At 65.5% G+C, this 12455-nt stretch carries 11 protein-coding genes; 10 read left to right on the top strand and 1 reads right to left on the bottom strand.

The window, feature by feature from the left end; translation table 11 throughout:
- The first annotated feature begins 61 nt into the window (after positions 1-61).
- From surE to recJ, 10 genes are all read left to right on the top strand, one after another.
- Positions 62-811 (top strand): 5'/3'-nucleotidase SurE, encoded by a 750-nt coding sequence (gene surE / locus U741_RS0116435; protein WP_029891536.1) that lies wholly within the window; start codon positions 62-64, stop codon positions 809-811.
- On the top strand, positions 808-1485 hold the full coding sequence (locus tag U741_RS0116430; protein ID WP_029891535.1) for a protein-L-isoaspartate(D-aspartate) O-methyltransferase: 678 nt from the start codon (positions 808-810) through the stop codon (positions 1483-1485). Before surE ends, U741_RS0116430 begins: the two co-directional genes overlap by 4 nt.
- Positions 1486-1489: 4 nt before the next feature.
- Entirely contained in the window at positions 1490-2065 is a 576-nt protein-coding gene (locus U741_RS0116425) for a YqaA family protein (RefSeq protein WP_043110318.1), read from the top strand.
- Positions 2066-2067: 2 nt separating this feature from the next.
- Complete coding sequence (locus U741_RS0116420; protein ID WP_052378922.1) at positions 2068-2976, top strand: peptidoglycan DD-metalloendopeptidase family protein; 909 nt, start codon at positions 2068-2070, stop codon at positions 2974-2976.
- A gap of 92 nt (positions 2977-3068) precedes the next feature.
- Entirely contained in the window at positions 3069-4313 is a 1245-nt protein-coding gene (gene alaC, locus U741_RS0116415; protein ID WP_029891532.1) for an alanine transaminase, read from the top strand.
- Positions 4314-4343: 30 nt separating this feature from the next.
- Positions 4344-5648 (top strand): homoserine dehydrogenase, encoded by a 1305-nt coding sequence (locus U741_RS0116410; RefSeq protein ID WP_029891531.1) that lies wholly within the window; start codon positions 4344-4346, stop codon positions 5646-5648.
- The gene (locus U741_RS0116405; protein WP_029891530.1) at positions 5645-5998 is read left to right on the top strand and encodes an AbrB/MazE/SpoVT family DNA-binding domain-containing protein; all 354 of its coding nucleotides are present in this window, start codon (positions 5645-5647) and stop codon (positions 5996-5998) included. The genes U741_RS0116410 and U741_RS0116405 overlap by 4 nt, the downstream gene beginning before the upstream one ends.
- Positions 5995-6420: a PIN domain-containing protein gene (locus U741_RS0116400; RefSeq protein WP_052378921.1), complete on the top strand. Its 426-nt coding sequence runs from the start codon at positions 5995-5997 to the stop codon at positions 6418-6420. The genes U741_RS0116405 and U741_RS0116400 overlap by 4 nt, the downstream gene beginning before the upstream one ends.
- 17 nt (positions 6421-6437) lie before the next feature.
- A complete protein-coding gene (thrC, locus tag U741_RS0116395) occupies positions 6438-7559 on the top strand; it encodes a threonine synthase (RefSeq protein ID WP_029891528.1) in 1122 nt (373 codons plus the stop codon).
- Positions 7559-9247 (top strand): single-stranded-DNA-specific exonuclease RecJ, encoded by a 1689-nt coding sequence (gene recJ, locus U741_RS0116390; protein WP_029891527.1) that lies wholly within the window; start codon positions 7559-7561, stop codon positions 9245-9247. Before thrC ends, recJ begins: the two co-directional genes overlap by 1 nt.
- A 44-nt stretch (positions 9248-9291) precedes the next feature.
- Here the strand turns inward: recJ and U741_RS0116385 are convergent, their stop codons facing one another.
- The gene (locus tag U741_RS0116385) at positions 9292-12393 is read right to left on the bottom strand and encodes an EAL domain-containing protein (protein ID WP_029891526.1); all 3102 of its coding nucleotides are present in this window, start codon (positions 12391-12393) and stop codon (positions 9292-9294) included.
- Positions 12394-12455 lie beyond the last annotated feature (62 nt).

Below are 12455 nucleotides of genomic sequence, written 5' to 3'. Positions count from 1 at the left end.
TCAAAACCGCGATGTCCCGCGCTTGCCGGTAAACTACGGTTCGCACCTCCTGCTGTCCACCATGCGTATTCTTTTATCCAACGACGACGGCTGCCAAGCCCCGGGCCTGAGCAGTCTGCGGGCCGCATTGACCGATGCCGGTCATACGCTGGATGTGGTGGCGCCAGACCGCAATCGCAGTGGCGCATCCAACTCGCTGACCCTGATGCGCCCCCTGCGCGCGCACCAGCACGATGATGGGCTCTGGTGTGTTGACGGCACGCCGAGCGACTGTGTGCATCTGGCGCTGGCCAAGCTGTTGCCGCAGCCGCCGGAGATTGTCGTGTCGGGCATCAATGCCGGCGCCAACCTCGGCGATGACACGCTGTATTCGGGCACCGTGGCGGCGGCGATGGAGGGTCGACACCTCGGTTGTGCCGCCATCGCCGTGTCGTGCGTGTCTTACGAGCCGCAGCACTACGCCACCGCTGCGGCCATCACCGTGCGCCTGGTGGCGCAGCTGGCGCAGGTGCCGCTACCGCCGGACATCATTCTTAACGTCAATGTGCCGGATGTACCGCTGGACGAAATCCGCGGCTTCGAGATCACCCGGCTCGGTGCGCGACAAAGGTCCGAGAACGTGACGCCCGCCAAGGACCCGCGCGGGCGGCCCATCTTCTGGCTGGGGGCAGCCGGTGCCGAGGTCGACTGTGACAAGGGCACCGATTTCCATGCCATCGTTCACCGTTACGTGTCGGTGACACCGCTGACCGTCGACCTGACCCACCACGGCCAGCGTGAGCGGCTGGGGCAATGGATACGCGGCGCATGAACCATCGCGCGCCCCTGAACGTGAGTGGCGTCAAAGCCGCAACCAGTCGCTCGCCGGCACAGCGGCTCGCTGACGAGTTGGCACGTCAGGGCATTACCCATCCCGATGTGTTGCGGGTCATGGGCCAGTTGGAACGTCACCGTTTCGTCGATGGCGCTTTTCATGCCCGCGCCTATGAGCCGCAGTCGGCCCTGCCGATTGGCTTCGCACAGACCATCTCGCAGCCGGCCGTGGTGGCGTTGATGACCCAGACCCTGCTCGAAGGCAAGCGCCATGCGCGGGTGTTGGAAGTCGGCACCGGCTCGGGCTACCAGACCGCCGTGCTGGCCCAGCTTTGCGACACGGTCTTCACCGTGGAGCGCGTTCGCGCGCTCAGCGAGCAGGCGCGCAGCCGGCTGTCGGGCATGGGCTTTCGCAACGTCCATTTCGGCTATGCCGACGGCTCACAGGGCTGGCTGCCGTACGCCCCCTACGACGGCATTCTGGTCACCGCCGCCGGTGCTGAAGTGCCCGAAGCGTTGCTCAAGCAGCTGGCGCCGCACGGGCGGCTGGTGATGCCGGTGGGCACACCGGGCCAGCAGGTGTTGCGGGTGGTGGACAAGCGCATCACGCGCTATTCGGTGCAGGACATTGCACAAGTGAGTTTCGTGCCGCTGCTGGGCGGAAAGGCGTGACCGGGTGAATTTTTTTCGCCGGTTGTACGACTGGACCCTCAACCTGTCACGGCATCCACGTGCGCCCTGGTGGCTGGGAGGACTGTCGGCGGCCGAGTCGGTGTTCTTCCCGATTCCGCCCGACATCATGCTGGCGCCGATGGTGCTGGTGCGGCCCCATCGTTGGTGGAAGCTGGCGCTGCTGACCACCGTCACCTCGGTGCTCGGCGGGCTGGTGGGCTACGCACTCGGGTACTGGCTGCTTGACCTTGCGCTGCCCATGATCGAGCGCATGGGCAAGTTGCACGCCTATGAAACGGCGTCGGCGTGGTTTGAGCGTTACGGTTTCTGGGCGATGTTTCTGGCCGGGCTGACACCGATCCCGTTCAAGGTGTTCACGGTGTCGGCCGGCGCTGCCCACCTGGCCCTGGTGCCATTCATGGTGGGTTCGGTCGTAGGCCGTGGAATGCGGTTCTTTCTGGTTGCCGGGCTCGCCCGCTTGCTGGGGCCAGCGTTTGAGCAACACCTGCTGCGCTACATTGACCTGATTGGCTGGGTGATGCTGGCGCTGGTCGCAATAGGACTGATATGGCTGATGTGAGAATGAACCTTGCCTGGGCACTGCTGATCGGCGTGCCGGTACTCGGAGGTTGTGCCAGTGCGCTGACCTGGGAACCCAAGCCGCAGCCGGAGCGCACCCGCGTCGAAGCCACCGAGCCACTGGCCCCCGAGCGTCGCCTCGCCGAGACCGAGTACCTGGTCCAGCCCGGTGACACCATGTACTCCATTGCCTTTCGCAAGCAGGTCGATTTTCGTGAGCTGGCGGAATGGAACGGCGTTGACGGCAGCTTTCTGATTCATCCCGGCCAAGTGCTGCGCCTGACGCCGCCCGACGACGCGGCGCCCGAGGCCCCGGTCAATGGCGAGACCGCCCGTGCCCCGTTGACGCCGCCGCCGTCGAGCAGTGGCAGTGGCCGCCCGGTGCCGCTGGCCGTCGGCCCGGTGGGCTCAGCGGTGGGCGCTGCACCATTGCCGAGTGGCGCCCCCGCCCCCGCCGCCACCCCGCCGCCGGTTGCGGCCGCACCGCCTGCCGCCGCCCCGGCCGCGGTTCATACGCCAGACAAGCCGCCGGTACTCAGCGAGCTTGGCTGGACCTGGCCAACCAAGGGGGCGATCGAGCGCGGCTACAACCCTGCCCAAGGCAGCAAAGGGCTGTTTTTTACCGGCAGCATCGGACAGCCGGTGATTGCCGCCGCGCCGGGCAAGGTGGTTTACAGCGGCAACGCGCTGCGCGGTTACGGTGAGTTGGTGATCATCAAGCACGACGAGATTCATCTGTCGGCTTATGGCCACAACAGCAAGCGCCTGGTCAAGGAAGGCGACACGGTCAAAGTCGGGCAACCCATTGCAGAAATGGGCGAAGGGCCAGAACGACGGCCCATGCTGCACTTCGAGATTCGTGAGCGCGGTCAGCCGGTCAACCCGGCGAAATTCCTGCCCACCAGCCGCTAGAGGCCCTTACGGGAACCTGAGTTTCCGGGTGATAATGTGCGGCTAAGTCGCCCGGGCACATCGGGCGGCGCGACCCACCCCGGCCAGACTTCGTGAACACCAACTTTCCCCGCATTCAGCGCCTTCCGCCCTACGTCTTCAACATCGTCGGTGATTTGAAGAAGGCGGCCCGAGCGCGCGGGGAAGACATCATCGACTTCGGCATGGGCAATCCCGATCAGCCGACGCCCAAGCACATCGTCGACAAGCTGGTGGAAGCCAGCGTGCGCGGCACCGAAAGCGACTACGTCAAGCCCGAACTGCACAACGAAGAGGGCGTGCACACGCATCGCTATTCGGTGTCGAAGGGTATTCCGCGACTGCGCCGGGCCATGAGCCGCTGGTACAAGCGCCGCTACGACATCGACCTCGACCCCGAGACCGAGGTGATTGCCACCATTGGCTCCAAGGAAGGCCTGGCGCATCTGGCCTTCGCCACCCTGGCGCAGGGCGACGTGGTGCTGGTGCCGAACCCGGCGTACCCGATTCACCCCTACGGCGTGGTGCTGGCGGGCGCGGATGTGCGCCACGTGAAGATGACGCCCGATGTCGATTTTTTCGAAGAGCTGGAGCGCGCGGTCAAGGAGAGCTGGCCGAAGCCGAAGATGCTCATCCTCAATTTTCCCGGCAATCCGACGACGCAGTGTGTCGATCTGGACTTCTTCGTCAAGGCGGTGGCGATTTGTCGTGAGCACCAGATGTGGCTGATTCACGATCTGGCCTACTCCGACATCGTGTTCGACGGCTACAAGGCGCCCAGCGTGCTCGAAGTGCCCGGCGCCAAGGATCTGGCGGTGGAGTTTTTTACCCTGTCGAAGAGCTACAACATGCCCGGCTGGCGGGTCGGCTTCATGGTCGGCAACCCCATTCTGGTGGCTGCCTTGGCGCGCATCAAAAGCTATCTCGACTACGGCATGTTCACGCCCATTCAGGTCGCCGCCATCGCCGCGCTGGAGGGCCCGCAGGACTGCGTGGCCGAAATCTGCGAGATGTACCGCGTGCGCCGCGACGTGCTCTGCGACGGCCTCAACAAGATCGGCTGGAAGGTCGAAAAGCCCAAGGCGACGATGTTTGTCTGGGCCGAAATTCCCGAGCCGTTCAAGGCCATGGGCTCCATCGAGTTCTCGAAGAAGTTGCTCGCCGAGGCGCATGTGGCGGTGTCGCCCGGCATCGGCTTTGGCGAGTACGGCGACACCCACGTGCGCTTTGCACTGATCGAGAATGAACATCGCACCCGCCAGGCGGTGCGCGGCATTCGCCGCATGCTGCTCAACGCGGGCGTCGGCACGACTGCCTGACACCCGCTTTAACCAAGAGTTTTCACGTTCATGACTGCACCCCTCAAGCTGGCCCTGGTTGGCCTTGGCACCGTTGGCCAGGGCGTTGTCGAATTGATTCAGCGCAACGGCGAGGTGATCGCCGCGCGGCTGGGACGCAGCGTGCGCATCACCGGCATCGCGGTGCGCGATTTGACCCGAGCGCGCGACGTGAACGTTGCGGACATTCCCGTCACCGACGACGCGATGGCCCTGGCACGTGATGGTGATTACGACGTGCTGGTGGAATTGATCGGCGGCGAGACGACGGCGCGCGCGGTGACTGAAATCGCCTTCTCGCGCGGCAAATCGGTGGTCAATGCCAACAAGGCGCTGATCGCACGCCACGGCAACGAATTGCTCGCGCAAGCCGAATCAGCGGGCGTGGGCATCGGCTTCGAAGCGGCCGTGGCGGGGGGCATTCCGGTGCTCAAAGCCCTGCGTGAAGGGCTGGTCGGCAATCAGGTGAGTGCGCTGGCCGGCATCATCAACGGCACGTCGAACTACATCCTCACGCAGATGGGCAGCAAGGGGCAGGCCTTTGCCGATGCACTCGCCGACGCGCAGCGCCTGGGCTATGCCGAGGCCGATCCCACCTTCGACATCGAAGGCATCGACGCGGCGCACAAGCTCACCATCCTCGCCAGTCTGGCATTCGGTATCCCGCTGGACTTCGATGCGCTGTCGATTGAAGGCATCAGCGCCATCACCCCGCAAGACATTCGCATCGCACGCGAGCTGGGCTACGCCATCAAGCATCTCGGCATTGCCAAGCGCGAAGCCGATGGCGGCGTGAGCCTGCGGGTGCACCCGACCTTGGTCCCGACTGAGCATCTGCTGGCCAAGGTGGATGGCGTGCTCAACGCCGTGCTGATGCGCGGCGACGGTGCCGGCCCGGTGTGCATGACCGGCGCGGGCGCCGGGCGTCTGGCCACCGCCTCGGCGGTACTCGCCGACATCATCGACCTGGGTCGCAGCGGCGCCGGCATCGCCCCGCCGTTGGGGCAGCCCGTCGTGGGGCTCAAGGCGGTAACCATTCACCCGGCGCAGGACGCCGCCAGCGCGTTCTACCTGCGGCTGCGGGTGGCTGACGCGCCCGGCGTGCTCAAGGGCATCACCTCGGTGTTTGCCGAACTGGACATCAGCATCGAGGCCATCCAGCAGCGCGAGCCGCGCGAGGGTGACGACGCCACCGTGGCGCTGATCACCTCCGAGACCACTGGCCAGCGCATCGCGGACGCCGTGGCGCGCATCGAAGTGCTGCCGTTCGTGCGCGAGCAGTTGGCGCGGATACGGGTGGAGCACTTTGAGGCTTGAGTGCGCTGATCGTTGACGATCATGCCTCCGAAGCCGAAAATGGCATTGTTGCTTCCACGAGATTTGCCATGAGAGATGCCACGATTTCAGCCATTTCCATGGACGCCAGCGGACGCTTGGTGCTGCCCAAGGCGCTGCGCGAGCGACTGAACCTCAAGGGCGGCGCTCGCTTCGCCGCTGAAATTGTCGCCGGTCGCATTGAGCTGACGCTGGCCGATGACGATTGCGAAGTCGTCGTGACGAAGGACGGCTTCAAGGCCATTCGGTTTCGGGGTGAAAGCCAGGTCGATGCTGCCGCTGCGGTTCAAGAAGATCGTGAGGAGCAAGCCCAGCGTGGGCTGCGCCGATGATGCTGGCGCTGGACACGTCGGTGCTGGTTGGCGCCCTGCTGAATGACGAGCCCCATCATCCAGCCTGCTGCAACCTGTTGACGCGTAAGTCGCTGACCGTCTGGACGCATGCGCTTGCCGAGACCTTTTCGTCGTTGACGGGCGGCCGTAAAAGCTGGCGCGCGCCGCCGTCGCTGGCGAGTCAGTTGATTGACGAGGTCGTCCGGCCACGGCTGCGTTTTACCGAACTGAGTGCCGATGAAGTCAACGCGGCGCTCCTGCAAGCCCACACCGCAGGCGTACGCGGCGGCGCGGTGTACGACTATCTGCACCTGGTGGCCGCCAAAAAGGCGGGCGCCAAGCGCTTTTACACGCTGAATGTTCGCCACTTTGCCGCCGCCGCCCGTCATGGCGACCCCGAAATTCTGTTGCCCGAATCCTGATTGCGAACCCTGACCTTATGAACTACACCGGCCTTGTTGACCATTACCGCGACCGCCTGCCGTTCGGCCCCGAGGTGCGCGCCATTTCGCTGGGCGAAGGGCGCACGCCGTTGATCCAGCTGCGTCACATTCCCGACGAAATCGGTTTTGAAGGCGAGATTTACGTCAAGTTCGAGGGCCTGAACCCCACCGGCTCGTTCAAGGACCGCGGCATGACGGCGGCGGTGACGCAGGCCGTACACGAAGGCGCCAAAGCCATCATCTGCGCGTCGACCGGCAACACCTCGGCGGCGGCAGCCGCTTATGCCGCGCGTGCCGGTATCACCGCTTTCGTGCTGATTCCCGAAGGCAAGATCGCCCTCGGCAAACTCGCCCAGGCGGTGGTGCACGGCGGGGTGGTGGTACAGATCAAGGGCAACTTTGACGATGGCATGCGCCTGGTCAAGGAAGTGGCCGAGACGGCGCCGGTGACCATCGTCAATTCCATCAACCCGTATCGCCTGCAGGGGCAGAAAACGGCTGCCTTCGAGATTGCCGAAAGCCTTGGTCGCGCGCCGGATTATCACGCGCTGCCGGTCGGCAACGCCGGCAACATCACGGCGCACTGGATCGGCTACACCGAACTGACCGGCGAGGGCACCCCTGCCTGCGCCTTCTGCGAGGGTCAGTGCAAGGTGAACCCCAAGGCAATCACGACAAGCCGTCCGGTGATGCTCGGGTACCAGGCAACCGGTGCGGCGCCATTCATTCAAGGTGGACCGGTCAAAGACCCTGAGACCGTGGCCACCGCCATCCGCATTGGTGACCCGCAAAGCTGGGACCGTGCCTGGGTTGTGCAGAAGGAATCTGGCGGCTGGTTTGACGCCTGTAGCGATGACGACATCCTTGCCACCCAGCGTCTGTTGGCCATGAAGGAAGGCGTGTTCTGCGAGCCCGCGTCGGCGGCGTCGCTGTGCGGCGTGATCGCCGATATCCGCGCCGGCAAGATCAAGCAGGGCAGCACCGTGGTCTGCACCCTCACCGGTAACGGCCTGAAAGACCCCGACATCATCATGAAAGATGGCCTGAAAGGCCTGATCCAGGTGCCGGCGGAACGCAGCGCCGTGGAGCGCGCGCTGCTGGCGCACATGAAAGGGTGATTCGCCGTCGGCCCGCGCCGGCCGCTGATGCGCTGGCGAATCTGCCCGACACCTTGCACCCGCTGGTGCGCCGGCTCTATGCCGCGCGCGGTGCGGTCACCGCCACCGATGCCGATCTGCCACTGGCGGCATTGCTGCCGCCCACACCGTTGCGCGGCATTGATTCGGCGGCCGATCTGCTGCTGGGCGCGGTCAAGGCGCAGCGGCGCATCGTGTTGGCGGGCGATTACGACTGCGATGGTGCCACTGGCGTGGCCGTGGGCGTGCGTGGTCTGCGGGCGCTTGGCGCGCGCCATGTCGATTACGTGGTGCCTGATCGCTTCCGCATGGGTTACGGGCTGTCGCCGCTGCTGGTGGATGCCGCAGCGGCGCTGGGTGCGGAGCTGATTGTCACGGTCGACAGCGGCATTTCCAGTGTCGCCGGCGTCGCCCACGCCGCAAGCCTCGGCATTCCGGTGCTGATCACCGATCACCATCTGCCCGGGCCGTCGCTGCCGGCTGCCGCCGCCATCGTCAATCCCAATCAGCCGGGCTGCGCATATCCGTCCAAACACCTGGCCGGCGTCGGCGTCATGTTCTACCTGCTGGCCGCCGTTCGCGCCCGGCTGCGTGACGAGGGCCACGCGGTGCCCAGTCTGTCGCCGTTGCTCGACCTTGTGGCGCTGGGCACGGTGGCCGATGTGGTGCGGCTGGACACCAACAACCGCGTGCTGGTCCAAGCTGGACTACGGCGGTTGCGCGCCGGGCAGGGGCACACCGGGGTGGTGGCGCTGCTCGACGTCGCCGGACGCGACCCGGCACATCTCAGTGCGCAGGATCTGGGCTTCGTGCTGGGCCCGCGCATCAATGCCGCGGGGCGGCTGGACGACATCCGCACGGGCATTGAATGTTTGTTGACCGATGATGCGGCCGAGGCGGCGGCATTGGCACGGCAACTCGACGGGATCAACCGTGATCGGCGTTCAGTCGAGGCCGATATGCGCGACACCGCGCTCGCGCTCAGCGCCGACAGCGCCGCGACCGGGATCTGTCTGTTCGAGCCGGAATGGCACGAAGGCATCGTCGGGCTGGTGGCGTCGCGCATCAAGGAGGTTCATCACCGGCCGGTGATTGCCGCCGCACGCGCACAGACGCCGGGCATGCTCAAGGCCAGCGGTCGCACCATCCCTGGGCTGCACCTGCGTGATGTGCTGGCCGAAATCGATGCCACCCATCCCGGTCTGATCGAACGCTTCGGTGGGCATGCCATGGCGGCCGGACTGAGCCTCGCCGAGGCCGACTGGCCGGCCTTTTGCACCGCTTTTGACCAAACCTGCGCGCGGCATCTTGACGCGGACACCTTGTTGAAAGTGACTGACAGTGACGGCGAGCTGCCGCCGGAATGGCTGACGCTGGATGCAGCGCTCGCGCTGGAAGCGGCCGGGCCGTGGGGGCAGGGCTTTCCCGAGCCTCAATTTGACGGCGTGTTCCGCGTCGCCGAGGTGCGCCTGATGGGCGCCGATCAGCAGCATGTGCGCTACGTCCTGGCGCACCCGGAGGGGGGCACCTTCGGCGCCGTTCACTTTGGCGCGGGCGAGCACGCCCTGGCGGTTGGCGGTCAAGCTCGCTTCGTTTACCGCCTGGGCGTTAACCGCTGGCGCGACCGGGTCACGCCGCAGTTGATGGTCGTGGCGGCTGTCGAGCGCTGAGTCGCGCGGCCAGAACGAATGAATTGTTGGAAGTGCCGCACTAGCTAGCGTGCGGTGCTGAACAGGATCGGCGTAGAGCGCGCCACCGTGACGCCTTCAAGGTAGTCGGCGCCCAGCAACTGCCAGGCTTTCAACAGGTCCGGGTCATGCAGGTGGCGCACCAGCAGCCGCTGTTTGCGGACATGTGCCAATTGCAGCGCCTGCTCGGCCATCAGCCGCTCGGCGGCGTCGGTCTGCAGGCCAGCGAGGATGCTCGCATCGAACACCAGCTCGTCCAGCTGCAGTTGACGCCAGCCGCTGCGCTCGGCGGCGGCCAGCATCAGAGGATGCGGGCCTGCCAGGTGACAGCCGATGGCACGCATCGCGTCGCAAAACGGCAATAGCGCCGACTGATGCCGTGCAATGTCGAGGATTGGCAGTTCGAAACAGATCTGCCCCGCAGGCACCCCATGGCGCTCGAAGGCGTCGACCAGAAACGTCAGCCACTCCGGGTCGACAACGGTGGCAGGCGAGAGGCGCAGGCGAACACGGCCGACGGTTTTTAGGCGTGAGGGGTTCTGGGCGAGGTGAATCAGGGTCTGGGTGACGATCCAGCGGTCGATCTGCGGGCTGAGTTGCAGTCGCTCGGCAACCGGCATGAACACTGACGGGTCAGCCCAGAAGCCCTCTTCGTCCTCGAGCGCAACCTGCATGTCGAACACGTCGCCTTCGGCGTCCAACGGCTTGGCGTTGGCGATGAATTGGGTGGTGAGGTGAAAGCGACCCTCCTCAAGTCCGGCGGTGATGCGCCGTGTCCAAAGGTGGCTGTCGATCAGGTTGTGCGCCTGTGACAACTCGGCGGTGAACACTGTGACGGTGTTGCCGCCGCGCAGCTTGGCGTCCTGAGTGGCCGCATCCAGCTCGGTGAGCAGGCGACTGGCTGGACGCTCGCTGTCAGCATGGATCTCGGCAATGCCGGCGCTGGCGGTGATGCTGAGCATTTTTGACGACCAGCGAAACTTGGCCTCGACGAGCTGTGCGCATACCGCGGCAACCAGCACCCGTGCGCGGTCGGCATCGAAGCCTTCCAGCACCACCAGAAACTCGTCGCCCTTGAGGTGGTAAACCGCACCGGCACCGCCAATCGCGGCCTCGAGGCGACGTGCCACGCGGTGCAGCAACTCATCCCCAGCCGACTGGCCGTGCTGGGTGTTGATGGCGTCGAAGCGATCCAGATTGATCAGGGCGCCCGCGTGCACCGTGTCGGGATTGCTGAGCAACAGGCGTTTGATGTGGCGCTCGGCGCTGCCCCGCCCATGCAGGCCGCTGACCGGGCTGAGGTCGTCATTGGCCTGCACGGCCGGGGTATCGCCGGCCAACCGCAGCAGCAGAACCACATGGCTGGCATGGCGTTGCAGCGCCGGCTTGACCGGGTGCAGATGGACGACCACCTGGGCATCCCCGCTGTTGCTGAGCCAGGTGCCAACACCGGGCAGTTCCAGCGGCTGGCCCCGCTCGAGCGCCTGCTGCAGCCAGTGCCCCAACGGCTTGTCGTAGCCCTGCAGGCTGATGACTTCATCGGCCAGGCGGTCGACCAGCTCGTTCCGACGGTGCCCCAGTCGCGCCTCCATGGCGGCGTTGACCTGTGTCAGACGGCCTTCGACGTCAAGCAGCGCCCAGGCGTCGTCGAGTGCGCCGAGGGTCGCAAGATGGATCGCCCGGACCCGCTCAAGTGCCCGCTCAAGGTCACGCCGGTGTGCCGATTCCAGCGACATCTGGGTTTTCATCGACAGCGCACCGTCCATCAACTCACGCAGGTGGCGCGTACGCTCGTTGTAGAGGCGGGCAATGACGCCGACTTCGTTACGACGCGACTCGTCGAGCACGATGTCCAGCGACGACTCGGCATCGGACTGCAGCGACAGGGTCTCGGCAATACGCTTGAGGGGGTTGATGATCAGTGCGCGCAGCGCCCCGGAAATGAGCAGCAGGGCAATCACCACGCCGCCGCCGGTCAGCACCAGTACCTGTTTGAACAGGTAGCCGGCACCCGAAAAGCCCTCTTGCGCGGCACGGACCTTGACCAGTGTCCAGCCGGTTTGTGGCATCTCGAACACCACGGCGTTGGCGTCGCTACCCACGATCGGGTCGCGCTTGATGCGGCTGATCACTGGCGCGGGCGCCTCGGCACCGGCGCCGAGGCGCGACCAGAGCTGGGCCGTGGCCTGCTCGGCATCGTTGCGGGTGAAGTCACGCGTTTCGGCGGCAAGCCGCGTGATGGCACTGGGATCGTAGGCGGGTGAACGGGTCACCACGGACAACTGTGCCTGACGTCGGTTGAACAGTTCGACCGCCAGCGGCGACAGGGCGGTGACACGCTGGCCCAGCTCGGCCATGTTGGCGACGGGCTGCGCACGCATCGCGGTAACCAGGCGTTCGGACGCCGCGATGACGCGGTGGTCACCATCGATGAGCAGGCTGTAACCGGGGGTGTCTTGCGAGGCCTCATCGAACAGTCGTTCCAGCGTCTTGACACTGATCGCAACGGTGACGACGCCCGTCATCCCTCCGCCGCGCATCAACGGCACGCTGCAGCTGATCAGCGCGCGATCGACCAGTGGCTCGCGGCGCACGGGCGACCAGTAGCAGCGATGAGGCGGGGTGAACCGAGTGGGTGTGAACCAGGCCGCCTCGGTAAAAGGGACGGTGCGCGGATCGTTGTAGTCGCCATGCGGCACCAGCTTGCCATCATCGTCGCGTAGCCAAAGCTGACTGCGGCGGGGCTGGCCTTTGGCCGTGATCGGCCAGATGCCGACGCCGGTGAACAGCTCTTCCGGGTCGGCGGCATTGACCATGTCGGGAATGGCCGGGGTGGGGTTGGCGGGGTCACCGGCCACCGCCGCCAACTCACTGATCATGGCCGCCAGGGTCTCAGCCTGATCGGCCAAGGCTGTGAGCCTGGTCTGCACGCGCCGCGCGCTTTCGGTTTCGTAGCGCAAGGACTCGGTTGAGAGTGTGTCGCGAATCAGCACCAGCCCCAGCCAGTAGGTGAGGCCGCCAAGTACGACCATCAGCACCAGAAACAGCAGCCAGAACTGGGTCTGGAGCCGTTGATACCAGGGAAGGCCAGAGCCTTCTGGAACCGGGGGCACTGAGGTTGACGACATGCGCGGGGGCAGTGTTTTAGAAGGGTTTGCAGACGATCATGTCATACGGTCGCCGCGATGGA

Source organism: Polycyclovorans algicola TG408 (assembly GCF_000711245.1).
Classification (GTDB): Bacteria; Pseudomonadota; Gammaproteobacteria; order Nevskiales; family Nevskiaceae; genus Polycyclovorans; species Polycyclovorans algicola.
The sequence above is the reverse complement of the archived record's forward strand: the minus strand, read 5'-3'. Positions and strand labels throughout refer to the sequence as shown.